Genomic DNA, 22,162 nt, shown 5'->3' with positions numbered 1-22,162 from the left:
GTTTCTCGCTCAGTAGGCGATCTTGTACATGTACCGGCGCTGGGACGTGTCGTGTCCGCGACGGGCCGCCACGTGGTCGAGCACCCGGCGCTCAGCACTCATCAGCGCCACCACGCTCAGGTCCTGTCGCGATGGCGCGGGGATGCCGGGCAGCGACAACGCGGCGGTGTCGATCGCCGCCGAGTTGCTCGTCTGCTGCGCTGCGAAGCGGACGACGCGCTCGCCGAGCTCGCGGCTCGCATCTTCGGCAACGAGGGTGACGACGGTCGTGTCTTCGAGCACCATCTCCAGCGGGCCGTGGAAGAAGTCGCCCGCGTTGATCGCCGCCGAGTTCATCCAGCTCATCTCCTGGAAGTAGCACCACGACATCATCTTGGCCATGCCGTAGGCGGGGCCGCCGCCGACGATGTAGCTGAGCGGAGCGTCCGCAGCCGACAGCAGGTCGGCGACACGCTCGCCCACCTCGGCGATCTCGTCCTTCACCGCACGCAGGGCCCCGGGAAGCCCGGGGATCCCGGCGCGCAGCTCGGCCGCCTTCTCCGGCGCACCGTAGGCGTCCAGGAGCGCAGCCGCGATCTGCTCGTTGTGCACCAGCTTCGGCTCCGTGATCGAGATGGTGTCGGGGTAGTCGAAGTGGATCGCACCGATGCGCGAAAGGCCGTTGTCGCCCTGGCGGGAGATCCCGGCGACGAGGGCGCCGCGGGAAGCGGCGAACTCGGCGGCCGTCACGGTCTCGGGGGTGTTGCCGGAGTGCGAGGCGGCCACGACCAGCGCCTTCTCGTTCAGTCCGACCGGCGCACGCGAGGTGAGCTCGGCGCTGGTGATGCGCTGCGAGACGATGCCGGGTGCGTAGCGGTCGAGCAGGTCGAAGGCGGGGTAGGTGCCGAAGTGCGAGCCGCCGCAGCCGACGAGGTAGACGCGCTCGATGCCGCGCTCGACAGCGCGCTCGACGAGGGTGCGCGCCTTGTCGTCCTGGTCCACCGCGTGCTGGACGCAGGCTTCGAAGTCATCGGGGACGGGGATCAGTTCACTCATCGGATTTCGGTTCCTCTGTGTCAGATGGTCGCGGAGTGAGAATGTGGAACGTTCCCACCCGGTAAGCGTGGCGCAATTTGGGAACGATGTCAACCCTCGGTCTTGCATCCATTGTCGTGGCGAGATCGGTTGTCCCGACCTTGACTTGCGCGTAACGTCTCCACCGATGAGCACGGGTCCGCCCGGGCGCCCTGGAGTCAGTAGGCAACGGTCGGCGAGGCCGCCCTGTGAACGGAGCTGAATTGCGATATCCCATGATCGGCAGGAAGTACCTCGTCCGCTTCCCGACGATGTCCTTCGTCCTCGACTTCATCAGCGAGACGAAGCTCGAGTTCATCGTGGAGAGCAGCCCGGATCTTCCTCCCGGGTCCGCACACACCGTGGACATCTCGATCCGGCCGCTTCGGGATGAGCTCTATCTCGTCTCGTGGCAGGAGGCGAGCGGAAACACTGTCGTCCACATCGAGGATTTCAAGAACCACCAGGTACATGCCTTCTTGACCATGAACGATCTGTCCTTCATCACGCGGACAGCGCCGTTGATCGAGCTGGACAGAACGAATGGACCCCGTGACGGGGGCCCGTAGCCGATGGTCCCCTACCAGCGGCCCGTCGATTTGATGGGCAGGGCGTAGTAATCCAGGGTGATCGCCCCTGCTCGCCGGTCGGCGCGGATGGTCGCGATGGCCTCATCGATGTCGGACTGCTCGCGCGCCAGCAGCTCGACCGTCACGGCATGGGTGCCGGTGATCTCCGACACCCACATCGCTGCCGGGAGGTGGGAGAGCGCAGCAGCCAGTTCGCGTGCGCTCTCACGGACCTGGATCGAGACGCCGACCAGGAAGCGGTAGCCGAGCGCGGCCGGGCTCACGCGGCATTGCAGGCGCACGCCGTCCGACTCCAGCAGCCGGGTCAGGCGGCGATTCGCGGTCGTCATCGGGATATCGACGGCCTGTGCGATGGCCGACATGGGGATCCGTCCGTCGATACGCAGCAGCTCGAAGATCCGCCGGTCGATGGCGTCGAACGGGCGTTGTTCCTCCGATCCCAGCCACACCGAATCCATGTCGCGATGCTCTCCCGGCCGGGTGTGCAGGGCGCTCGCTCCGAGCGGACCGATATACGAGCGCAGGACCATCGCGGTGTCGACTTCATCGACGCAGGGCCAGGACCGCAGCGAATCGATGAGCGCGAGCAGATGCGCCGACGAGTCGCAGCTGATCTGCGCGACCGCCTTCGTCTGCGTGCTCGTCATCGACGCCCACATCACCTCGGGGACGTCCGCGAGCCTGTTGGCGAGGTCATTCTCCACCGCGAGCGACGTGATCCACAGGAAGGCGACGAGCGGGTTGCCGATGAGGCTCGGATCTGCAAGCACATTGACCCGTACGGCGCCCGACTCGAGCAGGAAGGCAAGCCGCTGACGCACGATCCGGTAGTCGGCGCCGATCGTGCGAGCGATCTCCTGCGCACTGGCGCGGCCGGAGGTTCGCAAGCACCCGATGATGCCCTGGTCGAGCTCGGTCAGCTCGATATGACGCGAGATCATCACGTGAACACCGTCCCCCTGTCCGTCCGCACGCCCACCGCCGGATCCTCCCTATTCTCCCTGGTCGCCAGGGGCCGGATCCGTCCGCTGGCCGCCGGGCACGCGAGGAGCGCGTTGCTCGATCAGGGCGGCGAGCGCCGGCAGCTGACGCGGATCCTCCAGCGCCGAGCCCACGGCGGCGACGCGCACCCCTGCATCCAGGAAGGCGCCGACGTTGCCGGCGTCCAGGCCTCCCGTAGCGACGAAGCGGACCTGGGGGAACGGGCCCCGGATGAGCGAGAACCATTCACATCCGAGCCAGCGTGCCGGAAAGGCCTTCAGCCAGCTCACCCCGTGCGCGAGCGCGAGCTGCACTTCGGTGGGCGTGGCGACACCGGGCAGAAGAGGCACGCCGCGATCGGCCGCGAGGCGCGCGAGTGCGGGATCGAATCCCGGCGAGACGAGGTAGGACGCTCCGGCCGCCACGGCGCGATCCACTTGCTCGGCGGCGACGATGGTGCCCGCCCCGACGGATTTTCCGCGCTCGCGCCCCCGCGCGGCGACCTCCCGCAGGGCGACCTCGTCCTCGGGCGTCTGCAGCGGCACCTCGACCGACGCGATCCCCAGGCTCCAAGCCGTCTCCGCGACGGTGAGGGACTTCTCCACCCCCATCCCCCGCAGGATCGCCATGAGCGGCGGTCCGGCGAAGATCTCCTCGAACTCGGCGGCGTGAGCGGTCATGTCTTCGTCCTCTCGGTTCTCTCCTCGATGAAGTCGGCCGTCGTGCCCAGGACGAGCGCGGCACGATCGTGCCCGGCCCGCAGGCGGTCGGCGACCGACGCGCCGTCGAGCAGTGCGGCAAGGTAGCCGCCGGAGAAGGCATCGCCGGCCCCGACGGGCTCGACCACCTCTACCCGGTGCGAAGAGATGAACACGCTCTGCCCGCGCACCGTGCTCCAGGCGCCGACGGATCCGTCCTTGACGACGAGCTCGGGTACATCTGGAAGGAGCTCGTGCACCTCGTCCGCCGTGAAGCATCCCCACAGGGTCTCGGCCTCATCCCGCCCGACGAAGACAATGTCCGCGCGCTCGGCGAGCGCCCGTAGCACCGGCGCCGCGTCGGACACGGGCCACAGGGGCGCACGGTAGTTCACGTCGAAGCTGATCGGGATCCCCTCCGACCGCGCCCGGGTGAACACCGCGTCCAGGAACGCCCGCGCCGACGCCGACAGCGCGGCCGTGATGCCCGAGACGTGCACCACATCCGCCGCGGTGAGAGGCATGCTCTCCACGTCCTTGGCATCGAGCGCGGACGCGGCCGATCCGCGCCGGTAGTATGAGACGCCGATGCCCGGGGACTTCACGTACAGCCCCGTCGGGCGCACAGCATCGAGGACAACGTGGTCCACGATGACGCCGTTGCGTGCGAGCTGGTGGAGGATCCGCGTTCCGAGTTCGTCCGCCCCGAGCCTGCTGAACCAGTGCGCGTGATGACCCAGTGCCGCCACATGGACGGCCACGTTCGACTCGGCGCCACCGGCCTCCAGCCGGAACTCCTGCGCCTCCAGCACCGGCTGCGCGGTGCGCGGCGTGAGCATCGCCATCGTCTCGCCCGCGGTGAGGATCGTTCCCATCGTCTTGCCCCGCGCCGCTACTTGATCACGATCGGGTTCATCGGCCCGCCGCTGGCGTGCCGGATCCGCAAAGGCGCCGCGACGTAGAAGGCTTCGTACACGCCATCAGCGGCGCAGTCGTCCGCCCAGTCCTCCAGCCAGAGCGCTTCGTGGAAGAGCACGCCGAGATTGCGCTGCAGCAGCACGTGCAGCGGGAATTCCGCATCGACGGTGGCGGAGTGGGCCTGTTCGTTGCACAGGGTGTCGGTGCCGAGACCGGCGATGTCGAGATCGCGGACGAATGCGATCAGCTCGGGCTCATAGGTCAGCCCGGGCTCGTCCTCCGGCCAGGACCCATCCGGCCCGCGATCTGCGGCGAACTGCGGCGCCGTCCCTGTGCGGATGAGGATCGTGTCGCCGGGGCGCGCGTGGACGCCGCCGGCATCGAGCGCGGCACCGACCTCGCCGATCGTGATCTGCTCGCCCCGGGGGACGCGCTCCGTGCCGCGCCATCGCGGGAGGTCGGCGAGCAGGGCCCGCCCGACGATGCCGAAGCGGGCGAGCGCGGCGGCGTCGGCGTACCGCAGGCCGCCGATGGTGGAGGTCGCCGGATGGCCGTTCCACAGTTCGTCGCCCGTGTACGCGTGCCCCAGCGCGTCGAGGTGCGTGGTGCCGTGACAGGCGAGGCCGATCCAGTCATCGGTCGAACGACCACCGCCTCGCGCGTCGACCGCTTCACCGGTCAGGTAGCTCTGGTGATCGCGCAGCATGCGGTGCTCGGTGGCGGGCCGGCCCGGCAGGGCCGGGTCGCTGCCGTCGGCGTTGACCGGTAGAGCGAGCGAGAAGCGACGTCCGGTGCGGATGCAGCGAGCGGCATCGACGACGCGCGCCGCGGTCAGCAGGTTCGCCCGGCCCACCTCGTCGCCCGCTCCCCAGCGCCCCCACTCGCGTGGCGCGGTCGTGTAGAGCTCCTCAGGCATCGGTCCGCCCCGTGATCAGGCCGCTGGCGAGAATGCGGTCGATGCCTTCGCGGATCCGGTCGTCGGTGTTGGCGAGCGCAATCCGCACGGCGTGCCGTCCCGAGTCGCCGAACGTGGCGCCCGGTGCCACGGCGACCCCGTGGTCGCGCACGAGCGCGCGGGCGACATCCGCACCCGGCGCGTCACCGGTGCTGACCCACAGATAAAAGCCTCCTCGTGGCGGGAGATATGCCACCCCAGCGCCCCGGAGCAGTCCGGTGGCGATCGAAGCCCGATGCCGGTAGGTCGCTACCGAGGTGCGCACGAAGTCCTGCGGGCCTTCCAGGGCAGCGAGCGCACCGAATTGCGCCGGCGTGTTCACGCAGGACACGACCGGCTCCTGGATCTTGGCGATCACCTCTGCCAGTGATGGCGGAGCAGCAAGGTATCCCACCCGCCAACCGGTCATCGCGTATGTCTTCGAGAACGATCCAACGGTGATGACGCGCGCAGGGGCGTCCTCCACCGAGCCCACCGAGTACGGGGCAGAGTCGAAGACGATCTGGTCGTACACGTCGTCCGCGATGATCCACAGGTCGTGCCTCTCCGCGAAGACGTAGAGGTCCCGGAGCGCCGACGAGTCGATCAGCCCGCCGGTGGGGTTGGAGGGCGAGTTGACGATGATCGCCTTGGTGCGCGACGACGTCCGCGCGGAGAGGGCGTCCAGATCCAGCGGCGTGCCTTCCGCGGGCACCGCGAACGGAATCGACCGGCCGCCGAGCAGGGCGATCATCATCCGGTAGTTCGGCCATCCGGGATCCGGCACGAGCACCTCGTCTCCCGCCGTGATGATCGCCGCGAGCGTGTTGAAGATCGCATTGACGGCGCCGTTCGTCACGACGATCCGCCCCGGGTCGGCGGTCACGCCGTTCACCGCGTGCATCTTCTCGGCGAGCGCCTCGCGGAGCCCGGCGATTCCCGCGTTGGGAGAGTAGTGGGTGCGCCCGGCACGAGCGGCGCGATCCGCCGCCTCGATGATGTGCGCGGGGGTGTCGGCGTCGGGCTCGCCGATCTCCAGCCGGATCACGCCGGGGGTCGCTGCGGCGATCTCGCCGATCTCCCGGATCCCGGAGCGCGGCATACTGCGCGGCGCGGGGGCGATCTGCATGTCGGTCTCTCTCAGTTGTCGACGGTGTAGACGCCGTCGGCGGGCGGCTCGGTCTCTTCCTCGGCGGCATGCACCCCGAGCTTCTTCGCGAACCGCACCAGGTAGCCGTCCGGATCCTGCACGAGGAACTGCCGGTAACCGCGGGAGACGCCGTTCTGCACCGGCCACTCCTCGGTCATGTCCTCGAAGATCGGCCATCCGGACGCGGCGATCCGATCGCGCAGTTCCTGTGGATCCTCGATGAAGACCTTGAAGTTGATGCCACGGCCGAACGGGAGCTCGAACGGCCCCGTGCTCCAGTGCCGGGTGGCCTGGCCGATCATGATCTCGGCGTCGCCGAGGCGCAGGTAGTCGTGCGCCTCACGCCGCATCACGATCTCGAAACCCAGCAGATCGACCCAGAATCGCCGGGATGCCGCCATGTCCAGCACCATCAGCTCGGGTACCAGATGCGACCGGCAGCCGTCGACGTCGAAGGGGATGGTCTCGCTCATGTGTCTTCTCGCTCTCTCGTTCTCTTGTCAGGACGTGAATTCGGCGACCAGCTCGCGCTGGCGGACCGCGCCGTCCGCGCGGATCCGTTCGACATCCATCGTCAGTACCTCGCCCGCCCGCACCACCACGTCGCCGTCCACGATCACGGTGTCGACGTCATGTCCGGTGGCGCCGTGCGCCAGGAACGAGAACGGCGTGACCGACACGGAGGCGTCCGGTCCGTCCAGGCGCAGCAGCACGATGTCGGCCTTCGCCCCCGCGGTGAGCTGCCCGATGCGCCCGTCCATGCCGAGCGCCCGAGCGCCGCCGCGGGTCGCCATCCGAAGGGTCTCGTCGGGGTCGAGCGCCCAGGGCTCGTGCACCGGCACGCCGTAGATGTGCTGCTGGCCGGTGGCCACTCGCAGGGCGATGCGGAACAGGTCCAGAGTGCCCTCGCTCGTGGCGGCGCCGTCGGTGCCGAGCCCGAGGGGAACCCCCGAGCGCCAGTACTCCAGGGCCCGCGGCACGCCGAAGCCGTAGTTGTTGCCGCAGTGCGCCACGCTCACCCCGCGCTGGCGGAACTGCTCGATGTCCCACGGCGTCGCGTACACGGAGTGCGCACAGTGCAGCGTGTGATCGAACACCCCGAGGTCGATGAGGAACTCGACCGGGCGCTTGCCGTAGCGCTGCACGGCGTAGTCGATCTCATCCATGCCCTCGAGAAGATGCGTATGCACCTTCACCCCGCGTTCGCCCGCGGCCGCATGGATCCGCGTGATGAGCTCGGGCGTGCAGTTCATGATCTGGCGCAGGGCCATCGCCGCGGAGACCCGGCCTCCGGCGGGCCACTGCTCGACGAGGGCGATGTTCTCCTCGACCGCCTGGTCGGTGGTCAGGCGCATCGACTCGGGGATGTCGTGGCTGTCGTCGACCGTCGAGCGCGACACGATCGCGCGGATTCCCGCCGTATCGGCGGCGAGTGCCGCCTGATGCGGGTGCGGTCCCCCGGCGTCGAAGAACGTCGTCGTGCCGTGCTGCAGCATCGCCGCAGCGGCCAGTTGCGTCGACAGATGCATGTCGTCACCGCTGAGATAGGACTCGAACGGGATCAGGTATTGCCGCCACACCGGCTGGCGGATGCGGCCCTGCCGGATGAGCTCGGCGAACAGGCCCTTCATCATGGTCTGGGCCACATGCATGTGCGCATCGACGAGCCCAGGCATCGCGAGCAGGCCGTCGCCGTCGATGACGCGATCGGCGACATATCCGGCGTCGATGACGCTGCTGTCGCCGACCGCGACGATGCTCCCCGCATGGATGGCGATGGAACCGGACTCCCAGATCGCGCCGTCGTCATCGAAACTGACGACGTACGCACGGCGGACGATGAGGTCGATGCGTGTCGGGATAGTGCTCACGTGCCCTCCAGATTCGGTCGGTGGGTCCGACTATAGCGGCCTTCTTCGTTCAAAGCTTCCCGAAATCCAGTGTTTACAGGAACGTAACGAAACCCTATTCCGTGAACTGATTGAAAAAGCTACCATAATATCAAGCATCACGGCATACTTCGGAGGATGAGGATGACGATCGAGACCCCACCGGCCCAACAGGCAGGGCTGCGCGTCGCAGACCTGCAGAAGGTCTTCCGCACGGGCACCGGCACCGTGACCGCGCTCACGGATGTGACCTTCGAGATGCACCGGGGGGAATTCCTCTCCCTCATCGGCCCCTCCGGCTGCGGGAAGTCGACGGTGCTGCGGATCCTGGGGGGCCTGGAGACCGACTACACCGGTGAGGCCGCCATCCATGGCGAAAGCCCCGATGTCCTTCGCCTGCAGCACCGTATCGGCGTCGCCTTCCAGGATTCGGCGATGATGCCGTGGCGCACCGTCCGCAAGAACCTTTCCCTTCCGTACCAGATCGCCGGCGAGCGCGTGAACACGGCCGAGGTGGACGGGTTGCTCGAACTGGTCGGGCTGGACGCGTTCGCGAACGCCTATCCGAGCCAGCTCTCCGGGGGCATGCGCCAGCGCGCCAATATCGCTCGCGCGCTGGCCCGCGACCCCGAGGTGATGCTGCTCGATGAGCCCTTCGGCGCCTTGGACGACGTGACGCGCCAGCGGATGAACTTCGAACTGCAGCGGATCTGGATGGCCTCGCAGCCGACCACGCTCATGGTCACCCACTCGATCCCGGAAGCGGTCTTGCTCTCGGACCGGGTCATCGTGATGACCGGCAGGCCCGGCACGATCGACACGGTGTACGACATCCGGATCCCCCGTCCGCGCACGGCCGAGGTCACCCGCTCCCCCGAGTTCCACCGGCTCGTCGACGACATCACCGCGAAGCTCTTCGTCGGCGCCGGAGCCACCAGCGAGGCCGCGGATGAGCACTGAAGCCCTCCTGTCCGTCCGCCGTCGCCGCGTGCCGACCGCACAGCTGGTGCGCTATGTCAGCGTCTTCGTCGGCATCCTGGCGATCTGGTGGCTGATATCGCTGGCCTATCAGCAGCGCGGCGGCGTGGTGCCGGCTCCGCTCGCCGTCTTCGGCAGGCTCTTCTCCGACGGCTGGGCCTTCTACCAGCCCAACCTGCTGTCGACGCTCGGCGAAGCGGCGCAGGGCTATCTCTGGGGCAATCTCATCGCCCTCGCGCTCGGCGCGATCACCGCCGTCCTTCCCGCGATCCGGCCCTTCCTCTCCCAGGTGGCACTGTTCGCGTACAGCGTCCCGATCGTCGCCGTCGGTCCCATCCTGGTGACCGCCTTCCCCGGCCGCACGCCGATGATCATCCTGTCTGCGACCGCGGTGCTCTTCCTCACCCTGAGCTCGGTCGCCGATGGCCTCGGCATGTCGGATCGCAATGTCCTCGCGATCGTGGAGTCGCGGGGCGGCACCCCCTGGCAGCGACTGCGGTTCGTGCGGGCCTGGTTCGCCCTGCCCAGCCTCTTCAGCGCGCTCAAGATGGCAGTCCCCGCAGCATTGCTCGGCGCGATCTTCGGCGAGTACCTCGGCAGGGTCGACAGCGGGCTGGGCGTCGTGCTGGTGCGTGCGCAGAAGGAGCTGCAGATCCCGCGCGCGTGGGGGATCATCCTCGTGATGATCGTCGTCTCCTGCGTCGGCTACTTCGTGGTCGCTCTGATCGGCCGGCGCGTGCTGCGCTGGGCGAAGGATTTCCAGCCCGGCCTGGGTCTGCCCGATCCGCGGCTGTGGGTGAACGTCTTCGGTATCGTCGGCTCCGCAGTCCTGCTGACCGGAATCTGGTGGGCCGGCCTCAAGATCGCAGGGATCAATCCGAGCATCGGCAAGACCCCGGTCGACGTGGTCCAGTATCTGTTCGCCGGCCCGGGCGCGGCCGCCGCTCGAGCCGCGATCGCGCGCGATCTCGCCATCACGCTGGGCGACATGACCGGCGGCTTCGTCGTGGGCATGGTCCTCGCGATCGTGTGCGCCCTGCTGGCTGCGCGGGCAGGCTGGTTCGCCGACCTGTTCGTGCCCTCGGCGATCATCCTGCGCGCGACACCTCTGGTCGCCATCGCGCCGCTGATGTTCATCGCCATCGGACGCGACTATGTCGCGGTCACGACACTCGTGGGCATCGTGGTGTTCTTCCCCGCCTTCCTCGTCATCCTGGAGGGGATGCGGGTCACACCCCGGGCACTTCGCGAGATCGTCGAGGCGTTCGGCGGGGGCCGGGCGGCCTCGGCCTGGTACGTGACGCTGCCGGCCTCGATCCCCTACATCTTCAGCGCGCTGCGGATCACGCTGCCCAACGCGCTGATGGGCGCCCTGATCGCCGAGTGGCTCGCCACCGGCCGCGGACTCGGGGCGACGCTGATCAGCAGCATCTCGCGCTTCGAGTTCGGCGCACTGTGGGCGGGCGTGGTCGTGGCCACCGTCGTCTCGGTGCTGCTCTACACCGTGGTGGACATCGCCGACGTGCTCTACCGGCGTGCGCGCCACCTCACCTGATCCTTCCGCATATCCCGACACCCGACAAACAACACCCTGCTGGCTCACCAAGACAAGGACGGACATCATGAACCTCACCCGCATTCGCCGAGCGACGATATCGCTCATGGTCGTCGCGGCCCTCACCGGAAGCATCGCCGCCTGCTCGTCCGATTCCGGCGGCGGTGCAGGCGCCAGCGGAGGCAGCGAGAAGGGCTTCGGACAGCTCAATGTCCGCCTGGGCTGGCAGAAGGACGTCATGTCGTCCGGCATGTACTTCGCCGACCAGAAGGGTTACTACAAGGACGCCGGCTTCTCCTCGGTGAATCTGATCTCCGGAGGGCAGGCCGCGCCGACCGTCGCCAGTGATGTCATCCAGGGCAACGCGCTCTACGGCATGGACGGCCCCGACTATGCCGCCGCGGCCTACAAGGCCGGCACGCCCCTCACCGTGGTCGGCTGCCAGATGCAGGAGACCCCGATCGCATTCATCTCCGCGGCTGACTCCGGCATCGCCACCGCGAAGGATCTGATCGGCAAGCGCATCGGCGTGCAGGACGCCAACACCACCGTCATCGACGCCGTGCTCAAGACCAACGGCATCGACCCGTACAAGGTCACCATCGTTCCCTGGCAAGGAGATGCGACCATCCTCGTCGGCCACGAGGTCGATGCCATCCTGGCGTTCGGCGTAGAGTACACCCTCGCGCTGGACCATGTCGGCTTCAAGTACCGGCGCGACCTGGTGGCGAAGTTCGGCCTGCACAACATGACGTACTGCTATGAGGTGACGCGCGACGCTCTGAAGAACAGCCGCGACAAGATCAAGGCCGCCCTGGTCGCCGAGATCCGCGGATGGCGCGATGCACTGGCCGACCCGAAGCAGGCGGCGAAGTACACGCTGGACACGTACGGCAAGGACCTCGGCCTGGACGCCACGACCCAGGAGGCAATTCTCTGCCGCACCTCGGATCTGTTCCTCACGGACGACACCAACAAGAACGGCCTGTTCTGGATGAGCGATACCAAGATCGACCAGAACATGGCGTCGATCACCGAGAGCGGCATCAAGGACGTCAAGAAGGACGAGCTGTTCGACAATTCCCTCCTGCAGGAGATCTACAAGGAGCAGCCCGACCTGAAGACACCGGTGAAGTTGGGCTGCTCGTCCTGAGTCCACGGAAGAGGCGGATCCCGATGACCACGAACGATGCCGGCTCCCGCCGGAAGGTGATCCTTGAGGACGACGTCTCGGGGCTGCATCTCGCTCAGGCTCTGCTCCTTCTGGCGCCCGAGGTCGAAGTTCTCGGCTTCAGCGCCATCAGCGGCAACGTCTGGCGGGATGCGGCCCTGGCCCGGGTCTGCCGCGCGCTGGAGATCACCGGCAGGACCGATGTCCCGGCCCTGGCCGGCAGCGTCTTCCCGCTGCTCAACAGCGAGGAGGCCACCCTCCGGTGGGAGGCAGCGCACGGCAGGCTCGTCTGGAAAGGCGCCTGGACGCGCCAGCGGGTCGAGCACACGGACGAGCCCGAGCTGAATGCACACGCGCACGATCATGTCCCCGACCATCCGCTCGGCCCCGCGACCGTCGTCACGGCGCGAGACGAGCACGCCGCGTTGTTCATGCTGGAGCAGACGCGCCTCCATCCCGGGGAGATCACGATCCTGGCGACGGGACCCATGACGACCCTCGCCCTCGCGCAAGCTCTCGACTCGGGCTTCGCGAGCCGGGTGAAGGAACTCGTCCACATGGGCGGAAGCCTGAATCCGCGCCAGCGCAGACCCGGAGCGCGCGCCGGCCAGTTCGCTCGCGAGTTCGCCCACTCGCCCCGGCGGGAGTTCAATGTCAGATGGGATCCGGAGGCCGCTCGGATGGTGATGCGGTCGCCGTTCCCGAAGATGACCATGGTCCCGATCGATCCGTCGACGGGCACCGAGCTGACGGCGGATCTGCGCGGTGCCCTGTCGAAGCCGGATACAGCCCTCGGGCGCGCGTTCAGCTGGCTGGATGTCGGAACGCCGCTGTGGGACGAGATCGCCTCCGCGATCTGGCTGCAGCCCGACCTCATCACCACATCCGCGCAGATGTACATCGATGTCGACTGCGACCCGGGCGCCGGTTACGGGAACACGCTCTCGTGGGCCCCGGGCTACCAGCCGGGTCTCGGCGAGCAGCTGCAGAACGTCGTGCTCGAGGTGGACGTGGCGGGCCTGGAGCGTCTGCTCATCGACCGGCTCGCCCCGGCGACGCCGGACTCGGCCGGGCTCGATGTCGCGCGCCAGCCGGGGTGAGACACTCCGACCGGCGCACCCCGATACTTCAGGCCCGACCGCACGAACGCGTCCACAACGCAGCGCTGCAGGAACACGTAGTTCAGCAGCGCCGGCACGCAGGCGAGACCGGCCGCGGCCATCACCGCGCCTCAGTTGTTGCCTTCCGCGGTGAGGAAGCTGCTCCGCATCTACTCGGATCGTCGCCGTCGCCCGGATGATGCCGGTGACGATGCAATGGTAGGCCGACAAGGATGACGCGGCCGGGAACGTCGCGTGAACGGTTCGTTCACTCTCGGGCCAGTTCACGTAACAGTGTTTCGTTTTGTCTCGTCGGGGTTCACGGCCTCGCCGGGTTCTCCGGGTGCGTCAGCCCAGCTCGTCGGCGATGCGCAGCGCCACGTGCTCCGCATCGGCTTCCGCCGCCGTGTCATGGTGCTCCCACGCGCTGAGGGTCACGACCGTGACTCGGGCGTCGCGGTGGACATGGATCGACTGGCCAAGGAAACCACGGGCGGCGAAGAACCCGGATGCGGCGTCCAGCACCCACCAGTTGTTGCGGTAATAGCGTCCTGAGCCGGGACGGCCGTCGGGTCTGCCCGATCGAGCGAAGGCCTCCTCGAGATCGGCGGTCGGCGTGAGCGTGTCATGGATCCAGTCCGCCGGGATCAGACGCTCCCCCCGCCGGTTCGCGCCGCCGGAGCGCCAGAGCTCTCCGAACAGCGCCAGATCGTTGATGCCGGCGGAGATCCCGCCATCGGCCATGGGGTTGCCGAAGTAGTCGAGGGTGATCTCCGCGTCGGACGCGCCGAGCGGAATCCACAGCCGCTCTGCCAGCAGCTCGTGCAGTCGCTGCCCTGTCGTCGCCTCGATCACCCAAGCGAGCATGTCGGTCGCGATCGACTGATAGTCGAAGACGCCGCCGGGGCCGGCGCCGCGGGGCAGCGCCCGCATGTACTCCAGCGCGGACTCGGGCGCATCCACGCGGGACGCCCACTGGTAGGCGCGATCGTACGGGAGCACGTCAGCACTGCCGTCGTTCTCGTCCCACGCCAGCCCGACCCGCATGTCCAGCAGGTTTCGGATAATGACGCCGTCCCACGCCGTTCCGCGCAGTTCCGGCAGCCGGTCGGCGACGCCGTCACCGGGGGCGAAGGACCCGTCCCCGACAAGGATGCCGGCGAGCGACGAGACGATCGACTTCGAGACCGACCACGCCATGTGCACCTGGTCCGCCGAGAAGCCGCGCAGAAGCCGTTCGTGCACCACGGCGCCGTCGTGCACGACGAGGATGCCGGCCGCGCGGGTCCGGTCCAGGTACTGCGCTAGCGTCTCTCCGCCGGGGCCGACGACGAGGGCGGAGACGTCGCGAGGAATCCGGGGCAGCTCGAGCGAAGACCGGGCGCCGCGGATCCGGGCGGAGGGGATGAACTCGCGGGCGGCCCGAAACGACCGGACCGTGCGGGCCGGGTCGCGCCAGGTGTCGAGCGTCAGCGGCGGGTTCGCGTCTGCGGCGGCACGAGCCGGTGTCTCGAGGGGGAAGCGATCAGTGACATGCATGGGGCGTTCCTGTCGTCGAACGGGCGACCTCGCCGGTCGCCGTGGTCATCGTGTTTCGCGGGCGTGCGAGATGATGGATCCGATGGTGCGACCTCGGGATCAGGCCCGCCGCCGCGAAGAAGTGCTCGACGCGGCGGCTCTCGCCGTGTTCGAACGCGGTGCCGGCGAGGTGCGTCTGCGCGACGTGGCCGACCGCGTCGGGGTGACGCCCGCCTCGATCCTCTATTACTACGGCGACCTGGCCGGAGTGCTGGCCGCGCTGTTCGAGCGGAGCACCCTCTACTACGCCCGCCAGCGGCGCGAGGAGGTCGACGCGGTGGCCGGATGGTGGCCGAAGCTCGTCGCCTGTATCCGCTCCGGCGTGCCCTCCCCCGGCGCCGGCGAGATGTACGCCCGCGTGCTCATGGAGCTGTTCCCCACGTCGTTCCGCAACCCGGACGTCGCACAGTTGCAGCGCGCGTTCCTGGATGAGCAGATCGACCTGTACTCGGGGGTGCTGCGCGAGGGGGCGCAGGCCCGCGAGTTCCTGCTCACGGAGACGCCCGAGTTCCACGCCCGCGAGTTCATCGCGCTCGAGGACGGCTACACGATCGACGTCCTGTGCCGGACCATGTCCGCGGCGGACGCGGAGCGAGCGATCCTGCGGCGCGCGGAGGCCCTGCTCGGCCCGGCGGAGGCCGGTCGCCTCGGGGACGACCGGCCATGACCGCAGCGATCCGTACTCAGGCATCGACCAGATCGGCCTGCTTCTCCGGATCCATCTCGGGTGGCTGACGACGGAATCCTCGCGTGAGGATCGTCAGCATGATCAGGCCGAGCGCGAACCAGCACACGCCGATCACGAGGGCCACGGTGCCGAGCTGAGTGAGCAGGTAGACGTCGATCACCGCACCGGCCAGCGGCACGATGAGCCAGCCGAAGACGGGCAGCGGATCGCCGGTTCTGCGGTGGCGGATCCAGGCGGCGATCACGCAGATGTTTACGACCGTGAAAGCGAGGAACGCGCCGAAGTTGATGAACGACGTCGCGGTCGCCAGCGAGAGGTTCGCCGCGAGCAGCGCCGTGCATCCGACGATGATCAGGTTGATCAGGGGCGTCCGGAAGCGACGGTTGAGCCGGCCGAAGATCCTCTTCGGCAGAACGCCGTCGCGCCCCATCACGTACATGAGGCGGCTCGTGCTGGCCTGAATGGACAGGCACGTGGCGTATCCGGCGATGATCGTGACAGTGTTGAATACGTTCGCGAAGACCGCTCCCCCGGTCTGCGCCGCGATCTCGTACCCGGCCGTGTCTTCGCTGGTGAACGAGCCACCGGGGTGGACCCACTGCATGAGCAGGGCCATCACCGTGAAGATGCCGCCGCCGATGATGACGCTCAGGACGATCGCACGGGGGATGTTGCGCTGCGGATCCTTCACCTCCTCAGTCATGGTCGAGATCGCGTCGAACCCGAGGAACGAGTACGCCGAGATCGCCGCACCCGCGGTGATGGCGCCGATCGACGTCTCGGGGCTCCAGAACGCGTGCACCGCGTTCTGCGGCGGCACCCCGGGGATGGCGCTGACGATCACGACGATCAGGGCGGCGAGGGCGAGAAGTGACACGATCAGACCGGTCTTGTTGACGCGGTCGGCCAGCACGACGCCGATTCCGTTGACGATGGTGGTCACGGCCGCGTTGATGATCAGCCAGCCCCACACCGGGACGAGGGGCAGCATGACGTTCATGTAGAGGGAGGTGATCAGCCACACCACCATCGGCAGGAAGAAATAGTCGAGCAGGAGCGACCAACCGGACATGAATCCGACGTGCGCGCCGAGCTCGCGACGGGCATAGCTGTAGACGGATCCTGAGGTCGGATGGCGCTTCGCCATCTTCGCGTAACTGAGCGCCGTCAGCGTCATCGCTGCCGTTCCCAGCGCATACGCCGCGGCCGCGGAGCCTTTCGATGCGCTCGAGATGACGCCGAAGGTGCTCACGACCACGGACGGCGACATGTACATCAGCCCGAACGCGATCATGGACGTCAGCGACAGGCGCCGCTGCAAGGTGACGTTCTGGGTCGCCTGACTCATCGCAAGCCGTCCCGTCCCGGAAGGATGGATCGATGCTCCTGTGCCCTCGATCCCATCGCAGAGTGTGCGCTCACGGCACCGCCCTTTCAAGGTTAACTAAACGTTGTTTAATGAATGATCGCATAGCAGAGCGGATCCGTCTACCGGGGACTTCCTTCGAAGTCCGGACGCAGGCGTCCGGAGTCGCACCGGACGCACCGAGCCATGGGTCAAGAGTCGGTAGACGCGAATCCAATCTCCGAATAGCCGAGATCCGGCCGGGAACCTTTGCCGAGCCTCACCCCATCACCATCGCGGACCGCGGCGTTCTCACCGACTGCGCAAGCGCTTCACCCGGCGCTCGTCGGGTTGCCTCGCAGGTAGATCTCGACCGGTCCACTGGTCCAGGTCGCGACACCCGCTCCGAAGAAGTCCTTGCCTTCCGTCCAGATCGGACAATCCAGCGCAAGCGCAGCAGCGACTATCGGCCAGTCCATCGGATCGGGTGTGCCAATCCGAGCCAGTGCAGCAGGCTGGAAAGGGACGATCGTCTCGACGGGAAGCGCCTGCACCAGAGTACGGAGCCTGTCCAGTGACGCCAAGCGCGGTGCGGGATCTACGCCTCGCTGCGGAGTGCGTCGAACTCCGCCACCACCTCGTCCTCGGTCATGCCGAGCTCCTCCAGGAGTGCGCTAGCCTTCTCCGCTGCTTCGGAGTATGCGGCGATCTCGGCCCTCCGGTCCCGACGCACTGGAATGAAAAGGCCCACTGCCTGCCCGTGCCGAGTCACCGTTACGGGCTCGGCCTGGTCGATGTAGCCAGCAAGATCCTGTCGGAACTCACGGACGCCCACGGTCACGCCCATCGCGACTCCTCACCTCCTGCGTACAGCTGCGTAATTTTGTGTACACACGGTATCACAAACGCCTGACGCATCGGCGAAGCGACGGCGTCGGCGGGGGATACACGGATCGGACGTGCGGTCTCGCATTCGGGAACATCCCCCATCGCATGTCGCACCCCGGGCGATGCCGGCAACCGTTTCGTGCAACTGTCCAGCGCGCCGCCCCACTGCGTCGCGAGTCTGAGCGACGAACGGCGGGGAGGGTGTCCTTAATACGGTTCGGGCACCCGGACTTCCGGGTGAGCGAGACGTTCACCGTGCATGCGCCAGGGCCGAGGTCCGCGCTTACGAATCGCTTCGACCCAATTGACAACGCTGTCAATTTCCGCGAAGATCATCGGGTAATCACGCCGCGGGCGTTCATCCACCGCTCCCGCACCCATCCCGTCGAAGAGGACAGAATGAAGACCAAGAAGACTCGTGCCCTGGCGGCGTCACTCGCCGTGATCATTTCCGCGGTCGCCCTGGCAGGCTGTTCGTCGGGCTCCGAGCCGAAGAAGGACGGTGTCATCCATTGGCTCACCGCGCACAACGGGAGCGAGCCGACGATCGCCGCGGTGAAGAAGATCGCCGCCGACTACAGCAAGGACCACCCCGGCTTCAAGCTGGAGATCGAGGCGACTGCGGATCGTCCGTCGTATGACCAGAAGCTCCGGCTCCTCGCCTCCAGCAACGAGCTTCCCGACATGTTCGATGCGGACCCTGAGCCGTTCTTCAAGAAGATCGTCGATACGGGTGCCGTCGTCGACATCGGCAAACTGTACGACGAACTCGGGGTGAAGGACAAATTCTTCCCCATCTCGCTCGCGTATCCGAAGTGGGATGACGGCAGTCTGAACCTGATCACCCTCAACGCGAACGTCGAGTACTTCTGGTACAACACCGACCTGTTCACCAAGGCCGGCGTGGAACCGCCGAAGACATTGTCCGACTTCCCGGCCGCGTGCGACAAGCTCAAGTCGAGCGGCGTCACGCCGATCTCCGTCAACGGCAAGGACCTCTGGCCGTTTTACCGTTACCTCGCCATGCCTGCTTTCCGCGCCACGGGCAACTCCTTCATCGATGGCCTCAAGACGGGTAAGGAGTCGATGAGCAGCAGCGTCGGCACCGAATCGGCCGACTTCTTGAAGAGCCTGTCAGGCTGCTTCCAGGAGGGGTTCAGCACGTCGGACTACACGTCCGCATTGAATCTGTTCACCTCCGGCAAGGCTGCGATGTACTACATGGGAACCTGGGAGCTTCCGACCTTCCTCGACGACAAGCGCGAACTGAAGCCGCAGTACTCGTACTTCCCGATGCCGGCCGCGTCATCGTCCGACAAGACGCCGACGACGGACTACTTCGCGAACTCCGGGATCGGGACCGCCATCTTGAAGGATTCGCTGACGCCGGAGCTGAAGGGATTCCTGAAGTACTTCTTCGCGCACTACGGTGATGTCGCCTTCCACGATTTCGGCGTCATCCCGTCCATCAAGCCGACCATGGACGACACCACGCCACAGATCTACAAGAAGGTCCTGTCGGACATCGAGGGAGTCAAGACGTTCGCGAAGGTCTGGGATGTCCAGCTCGACCCCAACACGAACTCCGTGCTCGGTCGCGAATCGACGAATCTCCTTCTCGGGCAGCAGGACGTCGCCGGATTCACCAAGGCTGTGGACGATTCGATCGCCCAGTACAAGCAGCAGAACAAGTAGTCGCGCTGACCGGGATGGGGTGGGGTGGCCGCGCGATTGCTGGCCACCCCACCCTATTTCTGCGGCGCGATCTCCCCGGAGCCGCGGGTGACGAGCCGAACCGGCAGCACTGTGGTCGTGACGACTCCGGTGTGGCCGTGCACACGTTGAAAGAGCTTCTCGGCGGCGATACGCCCCATCTCGGCGGGATCCTGCCGCACGACCGTGAGTCCAGGGTCCAGAATGTCACCCGTTTCGATGTCGTCGAAGGCGACGACTGCCACCTGGTGCTGCGCCTCGATGGCATGAAGCCCCCGCACGGCGCCGATCGTGCACAGATTCTGCGCGCAGAAGATCGCCTGAGCCCCTGCCTCCACGAGAGCCCGCGCAGCAGTTTCCGCACTCTCCTCGTCTGCGTCATCGATGATCAAGGCGGGATCCGCGTCCACGTTCCATGACGCCAGTTCTGCGAGATACCCCGCACGTCGCTCCGCGATCGTGTGCACGTCTTTGCGAGCGCCGAGATAGGCGATACGGCGGTGTCCGCCTTCCAGCAGGTGACGCGTCGCCAGTCGCGCCCCACCCGCGTTGTCGCTGAAGACCGCATCCGCCTCGATACCCAGGGCAGGGCCATCGACGTACACGATGCTCAAGCCGCGCTCCTGTGCGGCCGTGACGACATCGAGACTGTGCGTCGCCGTGGTGAGAAGCAGCCCGTCGATGCGCCGCCGGAGCAGTGCGCTCACCACCTCGCGTTCGCGCGAGGGATCCATATGCAACGAGGACGAGAGGACGACGGTCTGATGATCGAACGCGACGATCTCGACGGCACGCGCGAGCGAGGTGGAGAACGGATTGTCGGACGAACCGACGAGCAGCCCGATCGAGAAGGTCCGGCGGTCGAGCCTGCGAAGGTTCCCCGCGATGACGTCCGGCTCGTATCCGAGTTCTTCGATCGCCGTGCGCACTCGGGCTTCCATGCGGGCCGAGACGTTCGCCTCTCCGTTGATCACGCGCGAGACCGTCTTGAGCGCCACACCCGCTCGCGCGGCAACGTCCTGCATGCGTGGCCGTGACCCGTTCCGGCCGGTCGTCACGAGATCTCCGCTTGACATGACAGACAGTTCATCACATCATGATAATTGACATCGTTGTCAATCAGAGAGTAGCCATGTCCACAACCTACGCACCGCCATCTCGTCGCACCGCTTCTCCCCCTCGTAGTCGCCCGCCGGCCATCCGTGACCGGATAACCGCCTGGCTCTTCACGCTGCCCGCGCTCCTCGTCTTCACGGCGATGGTGACCATACCTATCGCCTGGTCCCTGTCTCTGAGCGCATTCCAGTGGGGCGGTCTGGGGCGGCCGAAGTTCATCGGCTTCGACAACTACATGCGGCTGTTCAACGACGCCGTCTTCCACCAGGCGTTCCTCAACAACCTCTTCTTCACGTTCGTCGGCACCTTCGTCCAGATCACGGTCGGCATGGTCCTGGCCATGCTGCTGCTCTCGATCGACGCATTCCGCAACATCATCAAGACGGCGTTCTTCATCCCTTGCGTCGTGTCCTCGGTGGCGATCTCGCAGATCTTCGTCCAGTTGCTCGCAGTGCAGCCGGAAGGCGTGATAAACGCACTGCTCGGAACCGTGGGCCTGGATGGGTGGAAGCGAGCTTTCCTCTCGGATCCGCAATGGGCGCTGCTGATCGTGACGCTGGTCGATGCATACAAGTACGCGGCCATCTACATGGTGATCTACTACTCGGCCTTCATGTCCGTCGATCAGGAGGTGCTCGACGCTGCATCCATCGACGGCGCGAACTGGTGGCAGCAGTACGTCTACATCAAATTCCCGCTCGTCCGCGCCGTGGTCATCGTCACGATCGTGATGCTGATCAGTGGCACGCTGAAGGGCTTCGACGTGTCGTACATCATGACGGGCGGAGGGCCGGGTGCGTCCAGCGAACTCGTCTCGACGTACCTGTACAAGACGATCTTCACGTCGTCCGATTTCGGATATGGCAGCGCGATCGCGGTCTTCCTCGCTGTGGAATGCCTCGTCATCATCGGCGTCCTGCAGCGCGTGTTCCGCCGGTGGGAGGACTGATCATGACCAGGAAGCGTTTCGCCGCCAAAGGGCTCGTGTACGCGATCATCGCTGTCTTTCTCGTTGTTCAGGTGTATCCGATCGCATGGGTGCTGCTGTCTTCGTTGAAGACGCCTGGTGAACTCGCCGACCAGGCACCTTTTGCGCTGCCGAGTTCGTTCTACGTGGGCAACTACATCTCGGCATTCGCGAAGGCCGACCTCGGACGCTATCTCCTCAACAGCACGATCGTCGTCGTTCTGACCATCGGACTCACGATCGCGGTCGGCGCGCCGGCTGCGTTCGCCATCGAGAAGCTGCGGTTCCGCGGATCTCGCCTCGTTCTCGGGTACTTCCTGCTCGGGATCATGATCCCGGTGTTCGTCGCGCTCCTGCCGATGTTCCAGATATTCAACGAACTCGGGCTGCGCAACACCTATTGGGCGCTGGTCCTGCCACAGGTGGGCTTCAACCTTCCGATCTGCATCTTCCTCTACACCGGGTTCATGAAGTACATCCCGGATTCCCTGATGGAGGCGGCGAAGCTGGACGGCGCGAGCACCTGGCGGATCTTTGCGCGGGTGGTCTTCCCGCTGTCCACCAACACGACCGTCACGATCATCATCTACAACTTCATCTTCGTCTGGAACGAGTTTGTCTTCGCGAACACCTTCATGAATTCCGCGACGATGAAGACCCTGCCCGTCGGGCTCAACGACTACGTCGGCCTCTACGGGAAAACGGATTTCGGCGCCACCTATGCGGCGATCGTGATCGCCATCCTCCCGACGCTCATCCTTTACTTCGTGCTGAACCGGCGCGTGATCGAGGGCATGGCGGCGGGAGCGGTGCGCGGATGAGCCGACCCCCGCACACAACCCCACCCAAG

22 protein-coding genes are annotated in these 22,162 nt (G+C 66.6%); 9 read left to right on the top strand and 13 right to left on the bottom strand.

Going from position 1 to position 22,162, the window contains the following annotated elements; genetic code table 11:
* Positions 1-9: 9 nt before the first annotated feature.
* Positions 10-1,035, bottom strand: coding sequence for an SIS domain-containing protein (locus tag WFJ01_RS16935; protein WP_336629773.1), 1,026 nt, complete (start codon positions 1,033-1,035; stop codon positions 10-12).
* Positions 1,036-1,289: 254 nt separating this feature from the next.
* Between WFJ01_RS16935 and WFJ01_RS16930 the strand changes: the two genes are divergently transcribed.
* On the top strand, positions 1,290-1,622 hold the full coding sequence (locus WFJ01_RS16930) for a MoaF-related domain-containing protein (RefSeq protein ID WP_336629772.1): 333 nt from the start codon (positions 1,290-1,292) through the stop codon (positions 1,620-1,622).
* A gap of 11 nt (positions 1,623-1,633) precedes the next feature.
* Here WFJ01_RS16930 and WFJ01_RS16925 read toward each other — a convergent pair whose 3' ends face one another.
* The 7 genes from WFJ01_RS16925 to WFJ01_RS16895 are packed head-to-tail and all read right to left on the bottom strand — an operon-like array spanning position 1,634 to position 8,195.
* Positions 1,634-2,584, bottom strand: coding sequence for an Lrp/AsnC family transcriptional regulator (locus WFJ01_RS16925; protein WP_336629788.1), 951 nt, complete (start codon positions 2,582-2,584; stop codon positions 1,634-1,636).
* A 51-nt stretch (positions 2,585-2,635) separates the two neighbouring features.
* Entirely contained in the window at positions 2,636-3,304 is a 669-nt protein-coding gene (locus tag WFJ01_RS16920) for a bifunctional 4-hydroxy-2-oxoglutarate aldolase/2-dehydro-3-deoxy-phosphogluconate aldolase (RefSeq protein WP_336629771.1), read from the bottom strand.
* Positions 3,301-4,197, bottom strand: a complete 897-nt coding sequence (locus WFJ01_RS16915) for a sugar kinase (protein ID WP_336629770.1) — start codon at positions 4,195-4,197, stop codon at positions 3,301-3,303. Before WFJ01_RS16915 ends, WFJ01_RS16920 begins: the two co-directional genes overlap by 4 nt.
* Positions 4,198-4,214: 17 nt before the next feature.
* Complete coding sequence (locus tag WFJ01_RS16910) at positions 4,215-5,156, bottom strand: cyclase family protein (protein WP_336629769.1); 942 nt, start codon at positions 5,154-5,156, stop codon at positions 4,215-4,217.
* Positions 5,149-6,303, bottom strand: coding sequence for a pyridoxal phosphate-dependent aminotransferase (locus WFJ01_RS16905; RefSeq protein WP_336629768.1), 1,155 nt, complete (start codon positions 6,301-6,303; stop codon positions 5,149-5,151). The genes WFJ01_RS16910 and WFJ01_RS16905 overlap by 8 nt, the downstream gene beginning before the upstream one ends.
* A gap of 11 nt (positions 6,304-6,314) precedes the next feature.
* On the bottom strand, positions 6,315-6,797 hold the full coding sequence (locus WFJ01_RS16900; RefSeq protein WP_336629767.1) for a bleomycin resistance protein: 483 nt from the start codon (positions 6,795-6,797) through the stop codon (positions 6,315-6,317).
* A 27-nt stretch (positions 6,798-6,824) separates the two neighbouring features.
* Positions 6,825-8,195, bottom strand: a complete 1,371-nt coding sequence (locus WFJ01_RS16895) for an amidohydrolase family protein (protein WP_336629766.1) — start codon at positions 8,193-8,195, stop codon at positions 6,825-6,827.
* A 162-nt stretch (positions 8,196-8,357) separates the two neighbouring features.
* Between WFJ01_RS16895 and WFJ01_RS16890 the strand changes: the two genes are divergently transcribed.
* The 4 genes from WFJ01_RS16890 to WFJ01_RS16875 all read left to right on the top strand — a co-directional run bounded on the left by WFJ01_RS16890 (position 8,358) and on the right by WFJ01_RS16875 (position 13,017).
* The gene (locus tag WFJ01_RS16890) at positions 8,358-9,173 is read left to right on the top strand and encodes an ABC transporter ATP-binding protein (protein ID WP_336629765.1); all 816 of its coding nucleotides are present in this window, start codon (positions 8,358-8,360) and stop codon (positions 9,171-9,173) included.
* Complete coding sequence (locus tag WFJ01_RS16885; protein ID WP_336629764.1) at positions 9,163-10,746, top strand: ABC transporter permease; 1,584 nt, start codon at positions 9,163-9,165, stop codon at positions 10,744-10,746. Before WFJ01_RS16890 ends, WFJ01_RS16885 begins: the two co-directional genes overlap by 11 nt.
* A 67-nt stretch (positions 10,747-10,813) precedes the next feature.
* A complete protein-coding gene (locus WFJ01_RS16880) occupies positions 10,814-11,899 on the top strand; it encodes an ABC transporter substrate-binding protein (protein ID WP_336629763.1) in 1,086 nt (361 codons plus the stop codon).
* 23 nt (positions 11,900-11,922) lie between these two features.
* Positions 11,923-13,017, top strand: coding sequence for a nucleoside hydrolase (locus tag WFJ01_RS16875; protein ID WP_336629762.1), 1,095 nt, complete (start codon positions 11,923-11,925; stop codon positions 13,015-13,017).
* 348 nt (positions 13,018-13,365) lie between these two features.
* On the opposite strand, the gene WFJ01_RS16870 is transcribed toward WFJ01_RS16875, so the two are convergent.
* Positions 13,366-14,556 (bottom strand): serine hydrolase domain-containing protein, encoded by a 1,191-nt coding sequence (locus tag WFJ01_RS16870; protein ID WP_336629761.1) that lies wholly within the window; start codon positions 14,554-14,556, stop codon positions 13,366-13,368.
* Positions 14,557-14,638: 82 nt separating this feature from the next.
* On the opposite strand from WFJ01_RS16870, the gene WFJ01_RS16865 reads away from it, so the two are divergent.
* A complete protein-coding gene (locus WFJ01_RS16865) occupies positions 14,639-15,262 on the top strand; it encodes a TetR/AcrR family transcriptional regulator (protein ID WP_336629760.1) in 624 nt (207 codons plus the stop codon).
* 16 nt (positions 15,263-15,278) lie between these two features.
* Here WFJ01_RS16865 and WFJ01_RS16860 read toward each other — a convergent pair whose 3' ends face one another.
* From WFJ01_RS16860 to WFJ01_RS16850, 3 genes are all read right to left on the bottom strand, one after another.
* Positions 15,279-16,631, bottom strand: a complete 1,353-nt coding sequence (locus tag WFJ01_RS16860; RefSeq protein ID WP_336629759.1) for an APC family permease — start codon at positions 16,629-16,631, stop codon at positions 15,279-15,281.
* Positions 16,632-16,960: 329 nt separating this feature from the next.
* Entirely contained in the window at positions 16,961-17,182 is a 222-nt protein-coding gene (locus WFJ01_RS16855) for a PIN domain-containing protein (protein ID WP_336629758.1), read from the bottom strand.
* Positions 17,183-17,226: 44 nt separating this feature from the next.
* A complete protein-coding gene (locus tag WFJ01_RS16850; RefSeq protein ID WP_336629757.1) occupies positions 17,227-17,475 on the bottom strand; it encodes a type II toxin-antitoxin system Phd/YefM family antitoxin in 249 nt (82 codons plus the stop codon).
* A 278-nt stretch (positions 17,476-17,753) separates the two neighbouring features.
* On the opposite strand from WFJ01_RS16850, the gene WFJ01_RS16845 reads away from it, so the two are divergent.
* Positions 17,754-19,211 carry an ABC transporter substrate-binding protein gene (locus tag WFJ01_RS16845; RefSeq protein ID WP_336629756.1) on the top strand — a complete coding sequence of 486 codons (1,458 nt, stop codon included), beginning with the start codon at positions 17,754-17,756 and terminating at the stop codon, positions 19,209-19,211.
* A 53-nt stretch (positions 19,212-19,264) separates the two neighbouring features.
* Here WFJ01_RS16845 and WFJ01_RS16840 read toward each other — a convergent pair whose 3' ends face one another.
* Positions 19,265-20,254 carry a LacI family DNA-binding transcriptional regulator gene (locus WFJ01_RS16840; RefSeq protein WP_336629755.1) on the bottom strand — a complete coding sequence of 330 codons (990 nt, stop codon included), beginning with the start codon at positions 20,252-20,254 and terminating at the stop codon, positions 19,265-19,267.
* A 107-nt stretch (positions 20,255-20,361) separates the two neighbouring features.
* On the opposite strand from WFJ01_RS16840, the gene WFJ01_RS16835 reads away from it, so the two are divergent.
* Positions 20,362-21,294 carry a carbohydrate ABC transporter permease gene (locus tag WFJ01_RS16835; protein ID WP_336629754.1) on the top strand — a complete coding sequence of 311 codons (933 nt, stop codon included), beginning with the start codon at positions 20,362-20,364 and terminating at the stop codon, positions 21,292-21,294.
* A 2-nt stretch (positions 21,295-21,296) separates the two neighbouring features.
* Positions 21,297-22,133 (top strand): carbohydrate ABC transporter permease, encoded by an 837-nt coding sequence (locus WFJ01_RS16830; protein ID WP_336629753.1) that lies wholly within the window; start codon positions 21,297-21,299, stop codon positions 22,131-22,133.
* The last annotated feature ends 29 nt before the right edge of the window (positions 22,134-22,162 follow it).

Source organism: Microbacterium sp. MMO-35 (assembly GCF_037147555.1).
Taxonomy (GTDB): domain Bacteria; phylum Actinomycetota; class Actinomycetes; order Actinomycetales; family Microbacteriaceae; genus Microbacterium.
The sequence above is the reverse complement of the archived record's forward strand: the minus strand, read 5'-3'. Positions and strand labels throughout refer to the sequence as shown.

Excerpts from the sequence above, each read along its gene's own strand:
- WFJ01_RS16935 (WP_336629773.1), bottom strand. The coding sequence starts at position 1,035 with ATGAGTGAACTGATCCCCGTCCCCGATGACTTCGAAGCCTGCGTCCAG.
- WFJ01_RS16930 (WP_336629772.1), top strand. The coding sequence starts at position 1,290 with ATGATCGGCAGGAAGTACCTCGTCCGCTTCCCGACGATGTCCTTCGTC.
- WFJ01_RS16925 (WP_336629788.1), bottom strand. The coding sequence starts at position 2,584 with ATGATCTCGCGTCATATCGAGCTGACCGAGCTCGACCAGGGCATCATC.
- WFJ01_RS16920 (WP_336629771.1), bottom strand. The coding sequence starts at position 3,304 with ATGACCGCTCACGCCGCCGAGTTCGAGGAGATCTTCGCCGGACCGCCG.
- WFJ01_RS16915 (WP_336629770.1), bottom strand. The coding sequence starts at position 4,197 with ATGGGAACGATCCTCACCGCGGGCGAGACGATGGCGATGCTCACGCCG.
- WFJ01_RS16910 (WP_336629769.1), bottom strand. The coding sequence starts at position 5,156 with ATGCCTGAGGAGCTCTACACGACCGCGCCACGCGAGTGGGGGCGCTGG.
- WFJ01_RS16905 (WP_336629768.1), bottom strand. The coding sequence starts at position 6,303 with ATGCAGATCGCCCCCGCGCCGCGCAGTATGCCGCGCTCCGGGATCCGG.
- WFJ01_RS16900 (WP_336629767.1), bottom strand. The coding sequence starts at position 6,797 with ATGAGCGAGACCATCCCCTTCGACGTCGACGGCTGCCGGTCGCATCTG.
- WFJ01_RS16890 (WP_336629765.1), top strand. The coding sequence starts at position 8,358 with ATGACGATCGAGACCCCACCGGCCCAACAGGCAGGGCTGCGCGTCGCA.
- WFJ01_RS16885 (WP_336629764.1), top strand. The coding sequence starts at position 9,163 with ATGAGCACTGAAGCCCTCCTGTCCGTCCGCCGTCGCCGCGTGCCGACC.
- WFJ01_RS16880 (WP_336629763.1), top strand. The coding sequence starts at position 10,814 with ATGAACCTCACCCGCATTCGCCGAGCGACGATATCGCTCATGGTCGTC.
- WFJ01_RS16875 (WP_336629762.1), top strand. The coding sequence starts at position 11,923 with ATGACCACGAACGATGCCGGCTCCCGCCGGAAGGTGATCCTTGAGGAC.
- WFJ01_RS16870 (WP_336629761.1), bottom strand. The coding sequence starts at position 14,556 with ATGCATGTCACTGATCGCTTCCCCCTCGAGACACCGGCTCGTGCCGCC.
- WFJ01_RS16865 (WP_336629760.1), top strand. The coding sequence starts at position 14,639 with ATGGTGCGACCTCGGGATCAGGCCCGCCGCCGCGAAGAAGTGCTCGAC.
- WFJ01_RS16860 (WP_336629759.1), bottom strand. The coding sequence starts at position 16,631 with ATGAGTCAGGCGACCCAGAACGTCACCTTGCAGCGGCGCCTGTCGCTG.
- WFJ01_RS16850 (WP_336629757.1), bottom strand. The coding sequence starts at position 17,475 with ATGGGCGTGACCGTGGGCGTCCGTGAGTTCCGACAGGATCTTGCTGGC.
- WFJ01_RS16840 (WP_336629755.1), bottom strand. The coding sequence starts at position 20,254 with ATGCAGGACGTTGCCGCGCGAGCGGGTGTGGCGCTCAAGACGGTCTCG.
- WFJ01_RS16835 (WP_336629754.1), top strand. The coding sequence starts at position 20,362 with ATGTCCACAACCTACGCACCGCCATCTCGTCGCACCGCTTCTCCCCCT.
- WFJ01_RS16830 (WP_336629753.1), top strand. The coding sequence starts at position 21,297 with ATGACCAGGAAGCGTTTCGCCGCCAAAGGGCTCGTGTACGCGATCATC.